This is a genomic window from Rothia mucilaginosa (assembly GCF_964211445.1).
Lineage (GTDB): Bacteria > Actinomycetota > Actinomycetes > Actinomycetales > Micrococcaceae > Rothia > Rothia mucilaginosa_E.
Map to the genome: position 1 here is coordinate 87,274 of NZ_CAXOQT010000003.1, position 22,617 is coordinate 109,890.

Here is a 22,617-nt window from a genome sequence, read left to right on the forward strand (position 1 = left end):
TTTTGATACGCCTTAGCGGGCGGGCAATCCCTTACTCAGCAGCCACTGCCGGGATAACCTCAGCGCCACCCATGTACGGGCGCAGGGCTTCGGGAATACGGACCGAGCCGTCTGCCTGCTGGTGAGTCTCCAGGAGGGCAACCACCCAGCGAGTCGTCGCCAGGGTACCGTTCAGGGTTGCCACGGAGCGGGTGCGGCCCTTACGCACGTTGCCTGCCTCGTCCACGGTGTCCGGGGTGCGCTCGCGAATGTTCAGGCGGCGCGCCTGGTAGGTGGTGCAGTTCGAGGTGGAGGTCAGCTCACGGTAGGTGCCCTGGGTGGGGACCCACGCCTCGCAGTCGAACTTGCGGGCTGCGGAGGTGCCCAGGTCGCCTGCGGCGGTGTCAATCACGCGGTATGCGAGGCCGCAGCGCTGCAGCATTTCCTCTTCGAGGGACAGCAGCTTTGCGTGCATCTCTTCTGCCTGTTCGACGGGGCAGTAGACGAACATTTCAGCCTTGTTGAACTGGTGCACGCGAATAATGCCGCGGGTGTCCTTACCGGCGGAACCAGCCTCGCGGCGGTAGCAGGAGGACCAGCCCAGGTACTTCTTCGCGCCCTTCTCAAAGTCGAGAATCTCGTCGGTGTGGTAGCCGGCGAGCGCCACCTCGGAGGTGCCGACCAGGTACAGGTCGTCGCGCTCCAGGCGGTAGATTTCGTCGTCGTGCTTGACGTTGAATCCGGTGCCGTTCATGATTTCGGGGCGCACCAGGGTGGGGGTGGTCATCATGGTGAAGCCGTGCTCGGTTGCGAGGTCGAGCGCCATCCACATGAGTGCCTGTTCGAGGCGTGCTACCTGGCCCTTGAGGAAGTAGAAGCGTGCGCCGGAGACCTTCGCGCCGCGGGCCATGTCGATGCCGTCGACGAGCTCGCCGATCTCGAGGTGGTCGCGCGGTTCGAAGCCGTCAGCGGAGAAGTCGCGGGGGGTGCCGACCTTCTTGACGACCACGTAGTCGTCTTCGCCGCCGGTGGGCACGCCGTCGATGATGAGGTTCTCGATGCTGCTGATCAGTTCCTCGTATTCGGCGGTCTTCGCCTCGGAGGCTGCCTTCGCCTCGTTGACGCGGGCGGCAAGTTCCTTCGCCTGTGCGACGAGGGCGGGCTTTTCTTCCTTGGGTGCCTTGGCGACCTTCTTGCCGAAGGCGTTCTGCTCGGCGCGCAGGTTCTCGTATTCGCCGATGAGTGCGCGGCGTGCGGTGTCGGCTTCGAGGATGCGGTCGACGTGGGTTTCGTCCTTGCCGCGGGCTCGCTGGGAGGCGCGGAAGACATCGGGGTTTTCGCGGAGGAGGTTAATATCAATCACTGTTTTATCCTACCTAATCTTGAGGTGGGTTGTGGGCGGGGTTTGCGCTGGTGGGGCACGGGTAGGTGCGGGGGGGTATCTAGCGGCGGGCGGCTAGTTGGTGCCGCCGGTGGTGGTGCCGCTAGTGGCGCTGCAGCTGTGCGGGGCGGCCGTTCGGGAAGAGCGACTCGACCCATTCGTGTGCGGAGTCGAAGGAGCCGTCGGAGTGGATGCTGTCGACCTCGGTGTTTTCGTGGTCGGCGCGCGGGTAGGAGCCGAGGAACTTCAGCGTCGGGGAGACGCGGTGCAGGCCACGCAGTGCATCGCGCATGCGTGCCTCATAAATGTGGCCGTCGGCGTCGATGCTGAACGAGTAGGAGCCCATACCCTCACCGGTGGGGCGCGACTCGATGCGGGAGAGGTTCACGCCGCGCACCGAGAACTGTTCGAGCAGTTCCATGAGCGCGCCGGCGCGGTTAGCGGGCAGCGGCACGGTCAGGGTGGTCTTATCGGAGCCGGTCGGCTCAGGGATGTCGGCGATGCGTGAGAGCAACACGAAGCGGGTCACGGCGTTCTTGTTGTCGCCGATGTTGTCCTGCAGAACGTGCAGTTCGGGGTGGTAGGCGAGCAGCGCCGGGGAGCAGATTGCCGCATCGTAGGTGCAGCCCTCTTCGAGCAGGCCCACGGCAGCCGCGGCGGTGGAGGAGCCGGGCAGGTACGCTGCGGTGGGTACGTTCTCCTGCGCCCAGCCGCGCACCTGCGCCCAGGCGTGCGAGTGGGTGGAGATGGTCTTGACGTCCTCAATGCTGAGGGGCTTCGCGGCGACCAGCACGAAGCGGATCGGCACGAGCACCTCGCGGATGATGCGTACACCCTCGCTGGCTGCGATGGCGTCCAGGGTGGCGCTCACGCCGCCCTCCACGGAGTTTTCGATGGGCACCATGGCGGCGTCCACCTCGCCCGCGTTCAGGCGTGCGAGCGCGTCGGGCACGCTGGTGGCGGGGATGCGTTCGGCGTCGGCTGCGCCGGGGACGCTCAGCAGGGCGGATTCGGTGAAGGTGCCGGAGGGGCCAAGGTAGGTGTATCGCATGCCACTATAGTAGCGTCTGCCGTGGAGGGGGCGCCGAATTGGGTCATAGGTTACGGTCTTTGGCGGTAGTTAAAAGCCCCCACCAAAGTCGCTAACCTATGGTCGAAAAATTTAAGTCATGACCGAAAAACTTAGGTCATGACCGAAAGACCTAAATCACGGCTGAAACCGCTACCTCACGAACTGGCGTACCCGCGCGGTGTCCCAGTACTGGGCGGGCACGCCTCCACTCATGAGCTCACGGGCGATAGCGGCAGCCTGCACCGAGCCGGCCTCCGGCAGGGGCGCGTGCGAACCGGCAATAATGACGTTGCCGCGGCGGCGACCCTTCAGCATGGCGGAATCCGCCACAATGCACACGTACTCAAACACCTCAAGCAACGCGGACGCCTCCGCGCGGGCACCGGTCAGTGCCGGCCCGTCGCCACAGTTCAGGATGTACAGGCCGCCGGGCGCCAGCGACTCGGCGACGGTGCGGGTGAACTCGACGGTGGTGAGCGCCTCGGGAGTGGTATCCCCGGCGAACACGTCACGAATCAGCACGTCACGGGAAGCCGGGGCAAACGTGGAGGTGACGGCCCCCGCCTCGCCCACGCGAATCTTCACGCGCGGCGCCTTGGGGATGTCGAACCAGGCGCGCACGTACTCGGCGAGCTTGGCGTCCAGCTCAACGACCGTGTTGCGGCTGGTCGGGTACAGGTCGGCGAAATAGCGCGCCATGGAACACGCGCCGCCGCCCAGGTGGGTGATGCGCAGCTTAGCGGCATCCAGATGCTCCTCCACGTGGGAGGAGACGACCGCCGCGATCCAGCGCATGTACTCGAAGTCGAGCTGGCGGGGTTCGCCCACGATTACGTGGGAGGATTGCACGCCGTTAATGAGCAGCAGCCAGCCGTCAGCGTGGTAGCCGTCAGGGACCAGCTCCGCCTCACCCGTGGAGATGGGGTACACGCCAGCGGCGGCACCCTGCACGGGGGTGTTCTCGGTATCGTCGATGCGGTTCTTCTGGTTCTTCTGCGCCTTTTGGGTCTTCTGGGTTTTCTTGGGTGCCCTGCTCTTCTTCGCCATACCCACTAGCCTAGCTGACAAGCCTCAAAGCAACAGAGCCACCCAGTAGCCGCAGCCCGCACGCCCCTAGCGTACGCACCCGCAAGAGCCCGCCTTCGCAGAAACCGGTTGAGTAGACTAGAACCCATGGGATTTGTATGTCAGGGCCGCTACGCGCTCGCACCGATTGAACCAACCGACGCCGAAAAATACGTCAACCTGCAGCTGGACTGCATGGAGCAGACCTACGACCCGCTCTACTTCGACGCGCTCGGGGAAAGCTTCACCGCCCGCCACCGCGCCGAACGCAACGAATACCTCGAAGACTTCCACCGCCACATCTCCTCCCCCACCGTGCGTGGCTTCTTCGCCTACGACGTACCCGGATGGACCCCCGACGGCGGGCTCTCCTGCTCCATCGGCGCGCAGATCGACTGGGATAAGCCGGTCGGCCTGGCGCTCTCCCTGTGCGAACAGTCCTCCTGGGAACTCGAACGCGCCGACAGCCTCACCGAACTGCCCGCAGGCACCCGCAAACTCACGCACCTGTACACCCTCAACCACACGCACGGCACCGGCCTCGGGCAGGCACTCTACGAATCCGTCATCTACCCGGACGAAAACTCCTACCTGTGGGTCATGGCAGAAAACGAACGAGCGCTCTCCTTCTACGAGCGTCTCGGCTACCACAACGAAGGCGTGTACTTCCAAGCACGCGGCTCCTGGGCCCCCGGCCACAGCGTGCGGTACGCGCGCATCCTCAACCCCTAAACAGCACACCCAAACAGGGGAACAGCCCGCCCACATGACGCAGCGCACCGCACACCCTGTTAGGCGCCACCCTCACAACGCCTTAAGATAGAAGATGACCTATAAGCTCGACGCACCCGCGCACAGGAGCACATACACCCCTGCGCAGCCGCGGGACCCAGCGCCGAACATCCGCATAGAAGGAAAGTAAAACTATGACCACCGGTCTTTACCTCTCCGCTATGTCCCAGAACTCGGGCAAGTCCCTCGTCGCCCTGGGCCTAGCAGACTCCCTCATCAAGCGCGCAGACCGCGTCGGCTTCTTCCGCCCCGTCTTTGACGGCGCAACCATCTCTGACGACCCCGTAGCACGCCTCATCCGCGAGCACTTCGGCCTCGCTGAGGAGCAGGTCGGCGGCGCCGTCTCCATGACCGACGCCCTCGCACTCATCGCAGAAGGCGACACCGAAGAGATCTCCGCACGCGCAGTCTCCGCCTACGAGAAGGTCGCAGCAAACAGCGACGTCGTAATCGTCGACGGCGTCTACCTGCCCGCCAACGCGCTCTCCGTCGAGTTCGACCTGAACGTCCAGATTGCACGCGACCTGGGCCTGCCCGTCGTCGCTATCGTCGGCGCACAGGAAGCAACCGTCGAAGAAGCAGTCACCGCAGTTGACGTGGCACGCACCGAACTGCTCGCTTCCAAGGCAGATCTGCTCGCAATCATCGTCGGCCGTGCAGAACCCGAACTGCGCGAAGAAATCGAGAAGTCCGTCAAGCGCGGCGACGCAAACCTGCCCGTCTACGTACTGCCCGAAATCCCCGAGCTGAACGCACCCACCGTCGGTGAAGTTGCCGAAGCCCTCAAGCTCGACACCGAAGGCATCAAGGCAGAAGACCTCAGCCGCGATATTCACGGCATCAAGGTCGCAGCAATGAACGTCTCCAACTTCCTGAACCAGTTCGTCGACGGCGACTTCGTCATCGTCCCCGGCGACCGTGCAGACATCGTTGCAGCAACCCTCGCATCCGCACTGGCACCGACCTTCCCGGCACCCTCCGGCGTGCTGCTCACCGGTGGCCTGGACGCACTGCCCGGCAAGAACACCGCAGTCGGCTCCCTCATCGACAACGCACCGTTCCCCGTGCTGTCCACCACCAAGGACACCTTCAAGTCTGCACGCGCAGTCTCCCGCGTCCGTGGCGCCCTCGAAAGCGGCCACCAGCGCAAGCTCGCAGCAGCAATGGGCGGCTGGGACGAGCACGTCAACAAGGACGAACTGCTCGCACGCCTCGAAATTGAGCGCCCCGCATCCATGACCCCGCTGCGCTTCCTGCACAACCTCATCGAGACCGCACGCGCAAACCGCCGCTCCGTGGTTCTGCCCGAGGGTTACGACGTGCGAATCCTGCGCGCCGCCGAGATTATTGCTCGCCGCGACTTCTGCGACCTGATCCTGCTCGGCAACCCCGCCAAGATTGCCGAGATTTGCCAGGCTGAGGGTATTGAGCTGCCCAGCTCGATCCGCATCATCGACATCGAGAACAACGAGTACACCGAGGACTTCGCAGCAACCTACGCTGAGCTGCGTGCACACAAGGGTGTCACCATCGAGGCTGCTCGCGAGCGCATGACCGACCCCTCGTACTTCGGCACCATGCTCGTCTACAAGGGCATCGCAGACGGCATGGTTTCCGGTGCAGTGAACACCACCGCGAACACCATCCGCCCCTCGCTCGAGTTCATCAAGACCCGCCCCGGCACCAAGATCGTGTCCTCCGTCTTCCTGATGCTGATGGAAGACCGCGTCCTGGTCTACGGCGACTGCGCAGTGAACCCGAACCCCAACGCAGAGCAGCTCGCCGACATCGCGAAGGCATCCGCAGAGACCGCACGCCAGTTCGGCGTCACCCCCAAGGTTGCTATGCTGTCCTACTCGACCGGCACCTCCGGCGCTGGCGCGGACGTGGACGTTGTGCGCGAGGCAACCGAGATCGTGCGCGCATCGAACCCCGACTTCGCGGTTGAGGGCCCGATCCAGTACGACGCCGCTTCGAACATGTCGATTGCGTCGACCAAGCTGCCCGGCAGCGAGGTCGCTGGTCAGGCTACCGTGTTCGTCTTCCCCGACCTGAACACCGGTAACAACACCTACAAGGCTGTTCAGCAGTCTTCGGGCGCTGCCGCTGTGGGCCCGGTTCTGCAGGGTCTGCGTAAGCCCGTGAACGACCTGTCGCGCGGTACCACCGTTGAGGACATCATCAACACCGTTGCGATCACCGCAATTCAGGCACAGAGCCTGTAAGGTGCACGCGGCGCTGTAGCATGAAGGCTGCGGCGGTCCGTTGACATAGAAATCTCCCGCACTGGGCGGGGCATGCCGTGAAGGTGTGCTCCACCCGGTGCGGGAGATTTTTTGTAATTACGGGGATTTTTGGGTGCCGCTCCCCCGGTTAGTCTTTGCGGGTGCGGCGGTCGGGATTTGCTCGAAGGCGCACATAGTTAATCACGCCAAGAACAGCCATGCCCACGGCGGTCAAAACCCGGTCGAAGGCCGGCGGGAAGAGCCAGGTGAGGCCCGCATCCACGGTGTAGGCGATGAGTCGGCAGGCAAGGTAGGTGCACACCGCCACGAAGAGCGCATAGGCGACGATGATGCCGACCGGGCGGGGCTCGTAGCCTTCTCGCCGGGCGCGCAGAGCGGCACCCAGGGCGTTACCCAGGTACAGGGCGAGAGCGCCGACGACGACCACGGCGGTGAGGGCACCGTCGAGGAGCGTGCGCGGGGTCAACGGTGCGGTGCCTGCCTCAGAGAAGAGGTTGAGGATGCGCACCGCGGCGTAGGCGTAGCAGAAGATGACTGCCGCGCGGATGGTGAGGGGTAGGTTAGTCCAGAAGGTTTTCATGCGGCCCCTTTCGAGGTGGAGGGCGGGCTTCTGTCTGGGTGTTACCCCAAGGATACCTAAGAACGCCGGCCTGTGATGCGAATCAATAGCGTTTGGGCTGGTGTGTTGTGTTCAGTGGGGCGGGTGCGTGCGGAGTTTAATCGCCGAGAAGCCACATGTGTTTCGAAAAGCAACATGTTAGGTGGCTTCTCGAAACACATGTGGCTTCTCGAGGAGAAGACAGGTAGAGAATTTTTGTAATTACAGACTTTCACCGTCTCCACCCCGTGCCAATGACCACCCAAGCAGCAACAAACCGCCCGGGCTGCTAGGCTGCTGCTATGGACAACAACTCAACGCCCTCACTGCCGGACCTCGTTCTCCCGTCCGTGGTGACGACCCTCAGCCTCCCAAGCAAAAACGCCGCAACTGACATGCGGCTCCCGCAGGCGTGGCTGCTACGCTCCGTTCCCGACGAAGAGAACCGTAGCGCCGCCAGCGGAAAAGTCTACGATGACGCCCTGGAGTTCCGCTACGTTTACGACTCGAAAGTTCCTAATGGGCAAGGTATCCGAGAGGGTGACTTCGTTCTGATTCGAGATAATTCGATTCTTCTCGGGTCAGCCGTTATCCGAAAAATTGAGTCATATGAAGCCGATAAGGTTATGACGTATTGCCCCAACTGTGGGAGCACCCGCATCACCTTCAAATCCGATGGGCTGTGGCGTTGCGATGGAAAGTGCCTGAGAAGAGACAATCTCAAGCCTGAGCAGCGTCTGCATAAGAATCCGCCGCAGAAAACCGAGAAAGTTCAGCGGTTCATTGCCTACTACGGCGATACCTGGACTGAGCTCATCGGCGCAGCAGATAAGGACTCCTTCAAGGACCTGAGTGTTCCGGGCAAGTACAACACTCAGAACAGCATTGTCGCCCTCGATACGGCTAAAGTCCTTGACTGGCTTGAAAGTCTGAACACTTCGGGTATTCACCAGCTCAATCTTGGTGAGGCCCGCGGGATTCCCGTGAATCCTCGCGGCGGTTTTACGATGCGCATGGTCAGGGCTCGCAAAGGTCAGCCGCAGTTCCGCCAGCAGCTGTTGAACCGCTTCGGAAACATGTGTGCGTTTACGGGTGCTTGCCATACGGCGGCGCTGGATGCGGCGCACCTGTACAGCTACGCGCGCGAGGGTGAACACCGCGTGGATGAGGGTCTTCTTCTGCGCAAGGATCTGCATAAGCTTTTTGATAGTGAGCTGGTGGGTGTGAGTTCTTCGCGGACTCTTCTTCTGCACCCCGGTTTGGGAAATACGCAGTATCAGTCGTTGGCGGGTGCCCGCCTGAAGGTTGAGTTGCCTAACCGGGCTCTTGAGCTGTTGGATGAGCACCGCTCGGGCTTGAACTGGCTTGATGAGGCGCTAGTCTAGACCTGCTCTGGCTTAGGCCGCCGGACATACAAAAAGGAGGTGCGGTAGCTTTCGGGCTACTGCACCTCCTGTGCGTTTTACTGGTTATGTCTCACTGGTTGTGTCGGCGGGCGATAGCCTTACCGATTTCGTGCGGGATACCCACCACGAGGGCGTTACCCATGCAGAAGGCGCGGTTACCGTCACTCATGCCGGTGTCAGTCCAGCCGCGGGGGAAGCCCTGCAGCTGATCCAGTTCATCGGGAACGAGGCGGCGGTACGCACCGGAATCACCAACCACAACGTGCTTGAATCGGGAGGCACCCGAGCCTCCTTCGCCGGTCAGGATGGTGCGCGCCGGGCGGTCGAGCGGGTCAGGGAAAGACATTGAGCCTTCGGTGTAGAAGTATTCAAAGCCGCTCGCCTTATTGATGCGCTTTTCCTTCTTTGCGCCCTTGAGGTATTCCCAGGAAGGCACCTTGTCAGGGGCGATAAAGAACTGTTCCGGCACCTCAGAATCAGGAAGAACCACGTCACCGAGCGTCTTAAATTCGCCGCGGTAATCGGGCTCTACCTTGCTGGTGAGCACGGTGCCGTTCTGCATGACACCGGCAATCTGGAAGGGCGAGGTCTTAGCGCCGACTCCAAATTTTTCCGTCTCGTGGTAAGGGTCATCGGAGATGGTGAATTTATCGGCCTCACTGAGCTCTTCGAAGACGGAAAGAAGGCCCTCAGATTCTGCAGTTTTGACCGGGAACGCTTCCGCTAAAACACCGGTGTGGGTGATGCGGCGCGACAAATCCCATTCGGGGGCGTTGTGTTCGGCGTAAATGTAGACGCGCTTACGCTTCTGCGGGTGACCATACTCTGCCGCGTTGATAACGCGCCATTCGACGCTGTAGCCGAGCGCATAGAAGCAGGAGAGCATAATGGCGAAGTCACGGCCTCGCTGCTTAGCGGGCGACTTCAGCAGGCGGTCGACATTCTCGAGAACAACGTATTTGGGGGTTTTCAGTTCGAGTGCGCGGTGGATATCCCACCAGAGCACACCCTTCTTACCCTCAATGCCGTGCGACTGCGAGAGCGGCTTAGTAACCGAGTAATCCTGACAGGGGAAGCCGCCACAGAGTAGGTCGGCATCGGGAATTTCGTAGAGGCCCGCCTCAACGTCATCAAGCACGGCATGAATGTCGCGGTTTTCGAGGTTTGCTTCTTCACCGAAACGCTCCTGGTAGCAGCGTGCCGCGAACTGGCGGCCAACGGTTCCCGGGGGCTCCCACTGGTTCGCCCAGACGGTCGTGAAGGGGCCCGCGGAGGGCAGGGTCATGCCATTGGCGTTATAGCCTTCAAATCCTAAGCGGAAGCCACCTACACCGGCGAAAAGCTCGATAACTCGGATAGGCTGGCTACTGCTGGTGGTTTTCTGATCCATGAGTCAGTAGTCCTTATAGTCCTCTTGTAAATATATTCGAATACTAATACTATAACATAGAACAGCTATTCAGATCAAGTGGATTCGAGAAAAGCCAGTGACGAGCTAAAGAGCGCAGCTGTCGTATCTGACGTAGCATGAGAGCAAGAAACAGCACCGCCGCTACCCCTCACTTCCGGAAGGAATACGGACCATGAGCCTTTTTGATTACGACGATTCGAGTATTGAGAGCGTCCTCAAATACACAAATAGGGAGCTCGTTGGTCGCACGCTCTATGAGCTCTTGGAGAAGCACCAGAACTCTGAGTACAAGACCTATGAAGATAAGAAAAAGGGTACCCCCTCGACAGCTGCTCGGAAGGAAATTAGCGAGCTCTCCAAGGGAATCTACGGCAACCTCATTGAAGAGCTGTTCTATGGAATTAAACCCAATAGTTCCCCGGAACCCGATATTCCCAAAGCAAAGGTTGAAATCAAGACAACCCCCTACAGGGTCAACGCGAACGGCACTATTTCCGCCAAAGAACGTCTAGTTCTCAGCATGTTTAATTTTCATGATGAAAATCTAGATGATTTCTATCAGACGCACCTTTGGCAGAAGTGTCAAAACATTTTGCTTCTGTTCTATAAATATCGGAAGACTCGCGATATTTTGATGAATATCATCGACAAGGCCTTCCTTTTCGACTGGCCCGAAGAGGATATGCCGACCATTCTCGAGGACTATAAACGTATTGCCCAAAAAGTCCTGGAAGGGCGCGCGCACGAGCTTTCCGAATCCGACGGCATGTACCTTTCAACCTGCCGCAAGGGTGCCGGCAAAGACAAGGACCGCACTACTCAGCCCTATGGCCCCGAGCTGGCCAATAGGCGCGCCTGGTCACTAAAGAGTAGCTACATGACAACTCTCCTCCGCACCAAGGTTTTCAGTCAGGAGGAACAAGAGAGTATCGCTAAAGCAGCTCGGGATACTTCTAAACCTTTCACTCAGATTATTGAAGAAAAGCTTTTGAAATACCGGGGGCAGAGCGAGAAAGAGCTCTGCAAGGAGTTTGATGTCAACTTTAATGCCAAGGGCCGCAACAGTACTCTTGTGAGGAAAATTCTTGGCCTTTCTTCAGATGTTGACAATACCACTGAATTTAAAAAGGCAAATATGAACATTCGCGCTATTCGTGTTGATAAGAACGGACTCCCTAAAGAGGATTCTCCCTTTAAGACCTACCGTTTTATTGAACTAGCGAATGAAGACGAGTGGGAAGAGTCCCATATTTACACCGAGATTTTCTCAAGGAAATTCATGTTCGTTGTTTTCCGAGAGAATGAATCCGGTGATTTCTGCCTGGATCAGATCAAGTTCTGGGGTTTCCCTGAGCCCCTAGAGCCTGAACTGATGAGGGTATGGCAAGAGACGAAGGAAATCATTAATCGAGGTGTTGAGCTAACAGTCAAGCCGAATGGTGAGGATGGCTTTAAGGTCTCCACTAACTTCCCGCAGAGCAAGGTGAACAAATACCTCTTTACGAAGGTTCACGCCTCCCAAACCTACTACGAAGTTAAACCTGGCGAGTTTGTCGGAAAAGGCAAGCTCAAGGATACCGACGAGTTACCCGACGGTAGCCGCATCACGAAGCACTCCTTCTGGCTGCCCAAGAAATTCGTTCAGCAGATTCTGCGCGGCGAATGGGACTAATAACCGAATGTAAATGACCGCAGCAGGCGGCCCCGAATGTTTGAACATTCAGGGCCGCCTGCTTCGTATGGACTGCTCAGTGCCGGTGAAAATTCGGTCATGACCTAGCAATTTCAGTCATGACTTAGTGCCTTTGGTAATGGCTAAATCCCCAGCCCGAAGTCACTAACCCGCCACCGAAAAAGCTAAACCATAACCGGCTCCTGACTATCTACCTGGTGCAGAGAAGGATTCGGTCATGAGTTCCGAATTTGTGCCATAGGTTAGTGTCTTTGATCGTAGTTAAAAACCATGGCAGAAGACGCTAAACCATGGCACAAATTCTGCAGAGGCGGCGCCTCCACGTGCACAGAGATATTTGATGCATAAAGCATTGAGAAGCCCAAATAATGGCCAACCACCGCCATCATCCTCAAAAGAATGCAAACGACCGCAAACATGCGGTAGGGTGGTAACTGTAGTACTCAATAGCGCGCTGATGCGCTTGTTTGGCGTACTACGGGGCTGTTTTCCTTCCGGCAGTCGACGCAATCTGTGAATAACGGCCCGACTAGTAACTAAACAACACACCATCACCGACGATAGGAGCGTATCTTCTATGGATTCGACCATTTTCAACCGCCGTACCCTGCTGGGCAGCGGCGCACTTGTGGGCCTTGGGGCCCTGCTTGCGGCGTGTGGCCAACAGGCAAATAACGAGGCGGCAGCCACCGCCTCCGCTACGCCGAGCGAGACCGCTTCGGCTTCCGCGGCGGCATCTGACGCGACTTCTGCATCAGCTACTCCGAGCCCGGTCATTACCCGCGGCTACTCCGGCGGCTCGAAGGCGCCTGATGGGGAATACCGCAAGGCAGATGAATATGGTCCTGCACAGAACGTTCCTCTCCCTAAGGCTAAGCCGCAACAGTACCCTGAGACCTTCGCAGGTCTCCGCGAGATGATGCGTGACTGGATCAAAGCCCGCAACTACGGCATCCAGACGGGCGATATGCAATACGTGAGGCCGTACATGCTGGATACCTTCAAAAGCGATATCGAATTCCTCAACTCCATCGAAAAGCTTTACAAAGAAGGCGGCTGGGTTATCGAAGGAACCTCGGAATACCAGGCCGAAAGCGACCTGATGTATGACGAAGAAGCCAAAGAGTATTGGGTTCTCACCCGGCGCTTGTGGACTTACGGACTGTACATTCATCCGAATGGAAAAATGCGTAAACGGACCAATACCGGAAATGAAAACGAAACTTTCATGTTCCGTTACCGATACAAGGCTGGTTACTGGTTTTTGTCTGAGTACCGCTCTAATGAAGAGCTCCGCAAAGAGGGGCTCATTAAATAATGGGAAGTAAGACAGTTCGAGTATTCTGCGGTTCAATCACTTTTGCTCTGGTAGCCAACCTTTGTCCTCCGACGTACGCTCTGGAAGATACTTCAGATTCCAATAGTCACAGCGTCGTAGATATAGCCAATGAAGACGGTTATGCAACAGCAGATACCGATGAGGAAGTGAGCCTGTCCCCTGCCCCTGCTCAGGAAAATACTGCTGTATCTAGTATCAGGATGACCGCAGAAGAGCAAGAAGCTGCTTTTAAAGCGACTCATCATCTTATGCGTGATGGTAGGGGAAATGAATACTACGCTTCAACCACCGATAAAGACTCCTGCACCACCGCTGACGGCCAACCAGGACAGTACTTCCGTACCTGGATGATGCCTGACGACGGCAACGACTACACCGGTTACTACAATACCTCCGGCATCGGAACCTACTGCAACCCAGTAGAAACCCGCACCCTAACCGCCAACAACCCCGGAGGGCCTCGTAAACCGAGCCCAGCTCAAATGCTTCAAGAAATTGAAGACAAATTCGCTAACACCGATATTCGACCCCCTATCCTGAAACAGTCCTATAACTCCGGTAACGGCACCGGCAGGGCTAAGGGCGACCCGAATGTTTACAAGGGCGACAACGTCAATTTCTACGCTGAAGCTCCCACCGCTTATTGGGAGGGCGAGCTTTCGGCCGGTCATGTTGAAATCGAGTCTTATCCGGTGCAGATGACCGTCCAGTACGGCAACGGAGACGAAGGTAGGTCATACACCATTGGCGAGCCTATTTACCCGAAGTCCGGTTCGAAAGCACAACCGACTGCGACCAGTTATGTGTATAAGCGTTCGGGCAATTTCCACGCGTACGCAACGGTTTCTTATGCTGGCCGATACCGCGTCAACGGCGGCCAGTGGCAGGCTATGCGTACTGTCGTTAAGAAGGACACTGCTGAACCGTTGCTGATTCGTGTGTGGTGGGTTGATGTGGGTCGTGTCGGCGGCACCTGCGCCGAAAATGATACTCGTTGGGGCTGCAAGAATGATCCCACGATGGGCAAGAAGGATAACCCGAACCCGCGCCTACGCAAGGCCGATATTCGTACCGGTCAGCGTTGGCATCTGAATGACAGTGGCGATGGGGATACGGAGTATTCGTTGCACCGCGACTGGCCCGACATGTAAACCAGTTCTAACCCAACATATAGATAACCGCAGCAGGCGGCCCCGGATGTTTTACGCATTCGGGGCCGCCTGTTTTTATGTGCCGAAAATTGTGCCATAGGTTAGCGGCTTTGGTCGTAGTTAAAAGCCATGGTCGAAGACACTAAACCATGGCACAAAATCTGCAGAGGCAGCACCTCCACGCCGGTGAAAAATCGGTAATGACTTAGCAATTTCGGTCATGACTTAGCGTCTTTAGTGATGGTTAAAACCCCAGCCTGAAGTCACTAACCCATTACCGAAAAAGCTAAACCACAACCGGATCCCGCCTACCTGGCGCATCCGGGGCCGCTTGCTTTTTAGATAGAGATTTTCGATAGGTTAGTGTCTTCGCCGTGGGTCTTTAACCCGTATTAAAGTCACTAACCTATCGAAAGAGCCGTAACCTATCGGCGCCCCCCTATCGACGAGCCCCTCCCCGACCAGCCCGCACCCTCACCGCGTAACAACCCGTAACACCCCCTTGTGCAATACCCCCCTAGGGTATAGACTGGACTCATGGAAACCACCAGCAACCAGTGCTGCCACAGCACATCCGCCCAGGTCAGCACCGCATCCGACGCACCCACCAAGGAACAGGCAGAGGCGCACACCGGCGCATGCTGCGGCGGCGAGGCACCCGAAACCCAGTACGGTTACGCCTCCAACAAAGAGGCGCACCTCAAGCGCCTGCGCCGCATCGAAGGGCAGGTCCGCGGCATCGCCCGCATGGTCGACGAAGATAAATACTGCATCGACATCCTCACCCAGGTTGCCGCGGTCTCCAAGGCGCTCCACGCCGTCTCCCTGAACCTGCTCGAAGAGCACATCGGCCACTGCGTGACCGGCGCCGCCGTCGAATCCGAACGCACCGGCGACCCGACCATCGCAGAGGCCAAGGTCAAAGAGGCAACCGCCGCGATCTCGCGCCTCATGCGCAGCTAAACGCGCCGCAAAACACTCGGCGGCCCCAAGTTTTCAACCCATTACCGAAAGGAAATCATCATGAGCACCACCACCGTTAAGGCAACCGGCCTGACCTGCAACCACTGCGCTATGAGCGTCAGCGAAGAGGTTAGCGAAGTTCCCGGCGTGACCGGCGTGAACGTGGACGTCGTCAAGGACGGCGTCTCCACCGTCACCATCGAGCACGAGGGCACCCTCAACACCCAGGCCGTCGCAGACGCCATCGTCGAGGCCGGCTTCACCCCCGCTGTCTAGCGCGGCAGCCGGCTCGATTAGGAGTCATTATGGCTTACCCTCCGCAGTACATTGCGATGGTTGTTGGCGCGGTTCGCACCCTTGTCGGCACCGAAAACATACACCTGCGCGACGCTATTGCCCGCGTGGCCAGGCAGATGAATCTGGATGCGGCGCTGGTCGATTCGTGGGTGAAGCAGAGCCCCGAATACACGGCGCGTGAGGATGCACCCGGCGCCGCGCGACGTAGCGGCACGAGCGCGAATAAGCGTTCCGCTGAGCACGAGCAGGGCGTGAAGGCGCGTGAGAAGGCGAACGCTTCGCCGTTCCCGCGGGCTGCCGTGAAGCGTGCCTACGGCGTGTCTGATCGTGGCGCGAAGGTGACCGGTATTCGCCCGCACACGAGCAGGCCGGATGGACTACCCGGCGACCACTAAGCCGCGTTGATTTTCCCCTCGCGCGCTCTCGACGCCACACCCTAATACTGCGCCATACACCGCCCGGGGCGGGGTCTTTCGGGGCCCCTCCCCCGGTTTGGTGTGTGCCTTTTTCTACCCTCCCGTTTTTGAGTTTTGAGGAAGTATTGTGTCTTCTACACAGCCTTCACCAACCACCCGTGAGCCCTCATCACAGAGTGAGCGCTCTCTTTTTAATTCCGCCGGAACGACCGCAAAATCAACGGAGTCTACCCGAATTATCCACGTTGATATCCAGGGTATGACCTGTGCATCCTGCGTGGGTCGCGTGGAGCGTAAGCTCCGCAAAATCCCCGGCGTTGACCCGGCGGTGAACCTGCCCCTGGAGTCCGCGCGCGTCATCGTACCCGAGGGCGTGAGCGACGACCAGATCGTTGAGACCATCAACAACGCCGGCTACAAGGCGCACCTCAAGAACGGCCCGCGCGCGGGCGCCGCCACTGATGCGAGCGCATCCGACGGCGGCGGTCAGCACACCACCCCGAGCATGAAGGGCGGCTTCACCGACCGCATTATCTACGCGACGATTCTGGGTGTGCCCATCTTCTTGATTTCGATGTTCCCGTCGTTCCAGTTCCCGAATTGGGGCTGGGTCGTGGCGGTTTTGACTGCGCCGGTTGCGTTTTGGTGTGCTGCGCCGTTCCATCGTGCGGCACTTATTAATGCGCGTCATGGCTCGTCCACGATGGATACGCTCGTGTCCCTCGGCGTGGTCGTGGCGTATTTCTATTCGCTGGCGCAGCTGCTCATGAACCCGGCGTTGACGGCGCACGCGCATCATGCGGGCGGCAGCTTCTGGTCGATGTTTACCGGCCACCACGCGCCGCTGTACTTCGATTCGGCGTCCATGGTGACGCTGTTCCTGCTGATTGGCCGCGCGATTGAGCACCGCACCCGCCACCGTTCCTCGGAGGCGCTGCGCACCCTGCTGAGCATGGGCGCGAAGGAGGCGACTCTACTGCGCACCGATAAGCAAGGCGTGACGAAGCAGGTGCAGGTTCCGGTGGAGGATCTCATGCCGGACGACCTGTTCCTGGTGCGCCCGGGCGAGAAGATCGCAACGGATGGCGTGGTGGTCGAGGGTACCTCCGCGGTGGATGCGTCCCTGCTGACGGGTGAGTCTGTGCCGGTGGAGGTGCATCCGGGCGATACGGTCACGGGTGCCACGGTGAACACTTCGGGTTCGTTGACGGTGCGTGCGACTCGCGTGGGCGCCGAGACGACTCTGGCGAAAATGGGTGAGCTGGTGGCCAGCGCCCAGGAGACGAAGGCTCCTATTGCTCGCCTGGCGGACCGCGTTTCTGCCGTGTTCGTGCCGGTGATTTTGACGATTTCTGCGCTGACCCTGGTCGGCTGGTGGCTGATTTCCGGTGACGGTGCGGCGGCGTTCAACGCGGCGGTGTCGGTGCTGGTGGTGGCGTGCCCGTGCGCCCTGGGTTTGGCGACTCCGACGGCTCTGCTGGCGGGTACGGGCCGCGGCTGGCAGCTGGGCATTTTGATTCGTAATGCGCAGGTGCTGGAGGCGACGAGCACGGTTGACCGCGTGGTGCTGGATAAGACCGGTACCGTGACGACCGGCGAGATGTCCGTGGCGTTCTACGGCACGTTTGGCGATTATGAGTCGGCGGGTGACTTGTCCGGTATTTCGCCGGAATCCGCGGATTCCAAGAACGAGCGTTCCCTGTCTGTTTTGCGTGATGCGGCCGCCGTGGAGGCGCTGAGTGAGCACCCGATTGCCCGCGCAATTGCCGGTTTTGCCCGCGAGCAGGGCGTGCTGGCTGAGGGTGCTTCGGCACCGAGCGTGAGCGGCTTTGAGGGTGTCCCCGGAGGCGTGCGCGGCGTGCTGAGCGGCGCGGGTGACGGTGCCGAGAACGGCACCTCCCAGCTGGTTGTGGTGGGTACTCCCGAGTACCTGCAGGCGGCCGGTGCGCAGCTGAGCGAGGCCCAGCTGGCCCTGCTGGATCAGGCCCGCCGAGCGGGTCTGACGACCGTGGTTGTCGCCCGCGGCGAGATGCCGGACAGCGAGGCGCCCGATATTGAAGCCCCGAACAACACCCTGCAGCCGGTCGGTATGATTTCGGTTGCCGACACCCCCAAACCGGAAGCCGCCGAGACCATGGCGCAGCTGCGCGAGCTCGGCCTGGAGCCCATCCTGCTCACCGGTGACGCCCCGCAGGTTGCGCAGGCGGTCGCCTCGCAGGTCGGCATTTCGGCGGAGAATGTGTACGCCGGCGTGACCCCGGAAGGTAAGTCGCAGGTGATTGAGAAGTTGCAGGCTGCCGGTCACCGCGTGGCAATGGTTGGCGACGGCGTGAACGACGCCCCGGCGCTGGCTCTTGCCGAGCTGGGTATTGCGATGGGTTCGGGCACGGACGTTGCCGCGGAGGCGGCAGATATTGTGCTGACCCGCTCGGATGTTGCCTCGGTGGTGACGGCACTGCGCCTCTCCCGCGCTACGCTGCGCACCATTAAGTCGAACCTGTTCTGGGCTTTCGCCTACAATTCGGTGGCCGTTCCGGTCGCCGTGGCGGGCCTGCTGAACCCGATGATTGCAGGCGCGGCAATGGCATTTAGTTCGGTATTTGTGGTGCTGAATTCTATGCGTCTGACGGCGTTTAGGAAGTAGCGAAACATAACGCGAAATTGCCCGAACATTAGCTAATGAAATAGCCTGAACGAAAATTTCAAAAGCGCATTTTACCGTGCTTTTCGTGCGGTAAAAGATATAAAGAAATGCACCGCCCGTGTAAAGGCGGTGCATTTCTTTATATTTAGTTTTCACGGGCGGCGGCTTGAAAATCTCGCCGCAAGCCCGGCAAAAACCTTAGACCCAGGTCACCAGGTCCTCGATGGGGCGGCGGCTCTTCGGCGCGATCTCGTGAGCACGGTAACCGAAGGTCACAGCCACAGACACGCCGTACTCCTCCGGGTCGAACAGGCCGGCAGAGGCGAGCAGCTCGTTCACTGCCTCGTAGTTCATACCCTCGATGGGGCAGGAATCGATGCCGAGCATAGCGGCGCCGGTCATCATGTTGCCCAGGGCAATGTAGGTCTGCTTGGAGGCCCAGTCGAAGAGCGCGCGGTCGCTTTCCAGGACCTTCATGTCGTTCTTCTGGAAGTTGCCGTAACGCTCAAGTGCGGCTTCCATCTGCTCCTCGGTGAGGTTGCGGCCTTCGAGGGTGCGGCGCATCCACGGGGTGTCGTAGCGCAGGCCCTTCTTCGCGAGCAGAACGACCAGGTGGCTTGCGTCGTCGAGGGCTCCGGCCATGCCCCATGCGATCGGCTTGAGCTTTTCGCGCAGTTCGGGGTCCTGAATGACCAGGAACTTCCACGGCTCGGTGCCGACGGAGCTGGGCGACAGGCGCGCAAATTCGAGGATTGCGGCGAAGTCTTCATCGCTGACGCGGCGGTCGGGGTCGTAGGCGCGGGTTGCGCGGCGGCGGGCGAAAATTTCGAGGGCTTCTTCGCGGGTTACGGTCACGGTTTCATCCTTTACATGAGGGTTTCGGTACCCTGTCATGCTACACCCGTGGAGGGTGTGGGCGGCGGAAAATGTGGCGAGTTACGCTTGCAGGAAATACGCCCGATAAGGCATTCGAGGCGGCACCGCGAAAGCCCGGTTAAGCCGCCCGGAACCTACCTAGAACCTCCTACGAAACCCCCTACTCTACACCCGCCTTCATCCACACATCCGAGGAGGCGCGGCGACCGAAAATAACCGCGCGGATTCCCTGGAAGTACAGAATATACGCCGCCCACAGGCCGCAATACCCGGCGAGCGCATCCATGGCACCGGCGCCAACAGCCCAGTGCAGGCCGAGCATGACCGGCACGTACATGACGAGCATGATGAAGCAGCCAATCGCCAGGTACTTCACGTCCTGCGCGCCCATGAGGATGCCGTCCAGGGTGAACACGTACGCGGCGATGGGCTGGCCGAGGGCAATGATGACGGTGGCGATGGTGAAGAGGAACGCCACCTGCGCGTCCTGCGTGAACATCCAGGAGCCGAAGAAGCCGATGAGCGGGCAGATCAGGCCGGTGATCACGCCGTAGATGAGGCTCATGCGGAGCAGCCGGTTTTTCAGCTGGCGCACCTTCGCACGTTCGGATTCTACGTTCAGGTCGCGTTCGCCGAGCTCCTTGCCGAGTAGCGCCTGCGCGGCGATGGCGAGGGAGTCCAGGGCGTAGAGGAAGAGGTTAAACACGCCCATGCCGAGCTGGTAGGCGGCGGTGTGTTCGGTGCCGAATCGCGCCACGACGAACACGGTCAGCAGGGAGGCGATGCGCATGGACAGGGTGCGCAGCATGAGCCAGGAGCCGAGCGAGAGCACCGAACGCATACCGGCTGTATCGGGTGCCCAGCGTACGGCGTGTTCGCGGGTGCCGCGCATCATGACCACGCCGAGCGCGGCGGCCATACCCCACTGGGTGAGGGAGGTGCCGGTCGCCGAACCTGCCACACCCCAGCCGACCGGGTAGATGAGCAGCCAGTTCAGCGCAATGTTCACGACGGTGCCGACGGTGGCGACTTTGAGCGGGGTGACGGTGTCTTGGAGCCCGCGGAGCGTGCCGACCTGCGCGAGGATAATCATCATCGGCGGAATACCCCACAGCGAATGGTGCAGATAGTCCAGGGCGTAGCTGATGGTTTCGTCGGTCGCGCCGAGGCCGCGCAACAGCGGGTCTGCGAAGGCGTATCCGGCGATCATGAGGAGCATGCCGAGGCCGAAGGCGACCCACACGCCGTCCACGCCGATCTGCCAGGCGCGGCGCAGGTTCTTCTCACCGAAGGCGCGCGCCACGGCGGGCGTAACGGAGTAGGCGAGGAAGTTCATGAGGCCCACAACCGTGGTGACGAGCGTGGCGGCAATGCTCATGCCCGCGAGTTCCGCCTTACCGAGCTGGCCGATGAGGGCGGAGTCGGTGAGCACGAAGATGGGTTCGGCGATGAGCGCGCCGAAGGCGGGTACGGCGAGGGCGAGGATGCGCCGGTTCAGCGAAGGCTCAGCGTTGTTGGTGCTGGGGCTCGCGGCAGTATTCTTCGCGGGCGCGCCGGACGCAGTGCTACCGGATTCAGCGCCGCCGGGTGCAGTATCACCGGGTTCAGTATTCGGGTGCTTCTGTGTGCTCATCCTTCTAGGCTACTCCCCGCCGCCGCCGCGGGTGCCTGCGCGCGGGGCGGGGTGCACTCTGCGAGATGGGCGCGCGAGATGGGCGCGGCTATGCGCCTCGGCCGCGGAGTTCGTCGAGGGCGCGGCGTTCCTTCTTGGTGGGGCGGCCGCTGCCTCGTTCGCGTTTGGCGACGGGAGGCATGGAGAGGTAGGCGGGGCGCGGGCCGGAGAGGTCCTCGTAGCAGGTGACGGCGATAGGCGCGCCTACGCGTTTGACGAGGAGTTTTTCGACTTTGAAGACGCGTCCCAGCCGGGGTAGCGCACGCGCACCACGTCGCCCTTCTTGAGTTTTTGGGAGGGTTTGGCGGGGGCGTCGTTGACGCGCACGTGGCCGCCTTTACATTCGTCGGCGGCGAGAGAGCGGGTTTTAAAGATGCGCACTGACCAGAGCCAGAGGTCGAGCCTGGCGCTGGTCAGTGCATTGGTGTCTTCTGCGGTCATGTGTTCATTGTGGCGCGCGGAGGGCGGGGCACCAAATCAGGTGCGCCCGCCTGCGATTCCTACCTCTCCGCCGTTTTCGCCGTGGTGTTGCGGTATCTTCGCCGCAATCTCACCGGGCAAATCCGCAGCCGGCACCAAACCCGCCACGCGGCAGAAAATTTTCTGCTGCACGCACCTCCCTATTGAGCGCAAACCCGCCTCCACTAGGGGTATTGTTAAGTCACCTTCTCAAGAAGTGTTCTCAAGGCCACATCGTTCGCGTGGTCTACGGGGGGGGTGTGGCCGCGACGCCACGGGCTCCCCGTAACAGATTGGATATACACCATGTCAGCTTTGAAAAAGCTTCTGGCGGCTGCCCTCATCAGCACTGTGCTGTCTTCTTGCTCCTTCGGTCCCACGTTGGAGAAGGATGAAAGCGCCCGAGCAATCTTCGACACAGAAAATGACCGGGTGATCCTGCCTCTGGACGCATACAACACCGCCGGCAAGGGCGAATACTTCACCAAAGCCCTTGAGCTCGCCCGCAAAAAGTGCTTTGCCGAACACGGGCAACACTACGAGATGTTCGTCCCCACCGAAGGATCCGGCAGGAACCTCGGCAGAACCTACGGGATCTGGAACGTTGAGCACGCCCAAAAATACGGCCTCCACGAGCGCGAAGACTCAAATACGCTGGACCTCTCCTCCCCTGCCGCCTCATCCGACCCTGGGAAGGATGTCCGCACCGAATGCTATCAGCGCGCCGTCGATGAGATGAAGCAAATTGGAGAGATACCCTTCGGAAGCAGCACGTTTACGCGTTTGGAAACCGACGCCCGAAATGCCGCAGGCGATAGGCAACTCAAAAAATCTCTCGACGACGAGTGGAAGCGATGCGTCAAGGATAAGGGCCTCACCCCCGATAGTGAGGTGACCGTTAAGGAAGAAAAGAATATTCCTCAGAGCACCGTCGCCTCCGAAGAAGAAATTCGAATCGCCACCATCCAGGCACAGTGCAATCAGGATGTAGGCCGCTCGCAGAAGCTCTACGACCTGGAGGCGCAGTACCAGAAGCCGCTCGTCGCCAAGAACCAGGCAGCCCTGGAGAATGAGCTTAAAGAATTCAAGCGCCGGGACGAGCAGTTCAAGCAGTACGTCCTCGACAACCAATAACAGCGAATAACAGCCGGTTGGCC

The 22,617-nt window shown here is 60.0% G+C and carries 18 protein-coding genes and 1 pseudogene; 11 read left to right on the forward strand and 8 right to left on the reverse strand.

The window, feature by feature from the left end; genetic code table 11:
* Positions 1-31: 31 nt before the first annotated feature.
* From serS to AB8E48_RS01420, 3 genes are all read right to left on the reverse strand, one after another.
* Positions 32-1,342, reverse strand: a complete 1,311-nt coding sequence (serS, locus tag AB8E48_RS01410) for a serine--tRNA ligase (RefSeq protein ID WP_368885523.1) — start codon at positions 1,340-1,342, stop codon at positions 32-34.
* 121 nt (positions 1,343-1,463) lie between these two features.
* Complete coding sequence (gene pheA, locus AB8E48_RS01415) at positions 1,464-2,411, reverse strand: prephenate dehydratase (protein WP_368885524.1); 948 nt, start codon at positions 2,409-2,411, stop codon at positions 1,464-1,466.
* A gap of 171 nt (positions 2,412-2,582) precedes the next feature.
* Positions 2,583-3,479 carry a spermidine synthase gene (locus AB8E48_RS01420; RefSeq protein WP_368885525.1) on the reverse strand — a complete coding sequence of 299 codons (897 nt, stop codon included), beginning with the start codon at positions 3,477-3,479 and terminating at the stop codon, positions 2,583-2,585.
* 126 nt (positions 3,480-3,605) lie between these two features.
* Between AB8E48_RS01420 and AB8E48_RS01425 the strand changes: the two genes are divergently transcribed.
* Complete coding sequence (locus AB8E48_RS01425; protein WP_368885526.1) at positions 3,606-4,229, forward strand: GNAT family N-acetyltransferase; 624 nt, start codon at positions 3,606-3,608, stop codon at positions 4,227-4,229.
* Between the two features lie 194 nt (positions 4,230-4,423).
* Entirely contained in the window at positions 4,424-6,514 is a 2,091-nt protein-coding gene (gene pta / locus AB8E48_RS01430) for a phosphate acetyltransferase (protein WP_368885527.1), read from the forward strand.
* A 148-nt stretch (positions 6,515-6,662) separates the two neighbouring features.
* Here pta and AB8E48_RS01435 read toward each other — a convergent pair whose 3' ends face one another.
* A complete protein-coding gene (locus AB8E48_RS01435) occupies positions 6,663-7,115 on the reverse strand; it encodes a hypothetical protein (protein WP_368885528.1) in 453 nt (150 codons plus the stop codon).
* 413 nt (positions 7,116-7,528) lie between these two features.
* On the opposite strand from AB8E48_RS01435, the gene AB8E48_RS01440 reads away from it, so the two are divergent.
* Positions 7,529-8,518, forward strand: coding sequence for an HNH endonuclease (locus AB8E48_RS01440; RefSeq protein ID WP_368885529.1), 990 nt, complete (start codon positions 7,529-7,531; stop codon positions 8,516-8,518).
* A gap of 91 nt (positions 8,519-8,609) precedes the next feature.
* Here the strand turns inward: AB8E48_RS01440 and dcm are convergent, their stop codons facing one another.
* Positions 8,610-9,929: a DNA (cytosine-5-)-methyltransferase gene (gene dcm / locus AB8E48_RS01445; protein WP_368885530.1), complete on the reverse strand. Its 1,320-nt coding sequence runs from the start codon at positions 9,927-9,929 to the stop codon at positions 8,610-8,612.
* A 193-nt stretch (positions 9,930-10,122) separates the two neighbouring features.
* On the opposite strand from dcm, the gene AB8E48_RS01450 reads away from it, so the two are divergent.
* From AB8E48_RS01450 to AB8E48_RS01480, 7 genes are all read left to right on the forward strand, one after another.
* Positions 10,123-11,622 (forward strand): Sau3AI family type II restriction endonuclease, encoded by a 1,500-nt coding sequence (locus tag AB8E48_RS01450; RefSeq protein WP_368885531.1) that lies wholly within the window; start codon positions 10,123-10,125, stop codon positions 11,620-11,622.
* A 598-nt stretch (positions 11,623-12,220) separates the two neighbouring features.
* On the forward strand, positions 12,221-12,961 hold the full coding sequence (locus AB8E48_RS01455) for a DUF6318 family protein (protein WP_368885532.1): 741 nt from the start codon (positions 12,221-12,223) through the stop codon (positions 12,959-12,961).
* A gap of 269 nt (positions 12,962-13,230) precedes the next feature.
* Positions 13,231-14,133 carry a peptide ABC transporter ATPase gene (locus tag AB8E48_RS01460; protein WP_368885533.1) on the forward strand — a complete coding sequence of 301 codons (903 nt, stop codon included), beginning with the start codon at positions 13,231-13,233 and terminating at the stop codon, positions 14,131-14,133.
* Positions 14,134-14,670: 537 nt separating this feature from the next.
* On the forward strand, positions 14,671-15,096 hold the full coding sequence (locus tag AB8E48_RS01465; protein ID WP_368885534.1) for a metal-sensitive transcriptional regulator: 426 nt from the start codon (positions 14,671-14,673) through the stop codon (positions 15,094-15,096).
* A 60-nt stretch (positions 15,097-15,156) separates the two neighbouring features.
* Entirely contained in the window at positions 15,157-15,372 is a 216-nt protein-coding gene (locus AB8E48_RS01470) for a heavy-metal-associated domain-containing protein (protein WP_049360056.1), read from the forward strand.
* A 29-nt stretch (positions 15,373-15,401) separates the two neighbouring features.
* Entirely contained in the window at positions 15,402-15,788 is a 387-nt protein-coding gene (locus AB8E48_RS01475) for a chorismate mutase (protein ID WP_368885535.1), read from the forward strand.
* A gap of 145 nt (positions 15,789-15,933) precedes the next feature.
* Positions 15,934-18,453 carry a heavy metal translocating P-type ATPase gene (locus AB8E48_RS01480; protein ID WP_368885540.1) on the forward strand — a complete coding sequence of 840 codons (2,520 nt, stop codon included), beginning with the start codon at positions 15,934-15,936 and terminating at the stop codon, positions 18,451-18,453.
* Positions 18,454-18,651: 198 nt separating this feature from the next.
* On the opposite strand, the gene AB8E48_RS01485 is transcribed toward AB8E48_RS01480, so the two are convergent.
* The 3 genes and pseudogenes from AB8E48_RS01485 to AB8E48_RS01495 form a co-directional block, all read right to left on the reverse strand.
* Entirely contained in the window at positions 18,652-19,308 is a 657-nt protein-coding gene (locus AB8E48_RS01485) for an NAD(P)H-dependent oxidoreductase (RefSeq protein ID WP_368885536.1), read from the reverse strand.
* A gap of 181 nt (positions 19,309-19,489) precedes the next feature.
* Complete coding sequence (locus AB8E48_RS01490; protein ID WP_368885537.1) at positions 19,490-20,962, reverse strand: MATE family efflux transporter; 1,473 nt, start codon at positions 20,960-20,962, stop codon at positions 19,490-19,492.
* An 88-nt stretch (positions 20,963-21,050) separates the two neighbouring features.
* A pseudogene (locus tag AB8E48_RS01495) lies at positions 21,051-21,442 on the reverse strand (RNA-binding S4 domain-containing protein).
* Positions 21,443-21,766: 324 nt separating this feature from the next.
* Here AB8E48_RS01495 and AB8E48_RS01500 point away from each other — a divergent pair.
* Complete coding sequence (locus AB8E48_RS01500; protein WP_368885538.1) at positions 21,767-22,594, forward strand: UDP pyrophosphate synthase; 828 nt, start codon at positions 21,767-21,769, stop codon at positions 22,592-22,594.
* The last annotated feature ends 23 nt before the right edge of the window (positions 22,595-22,617 follow it).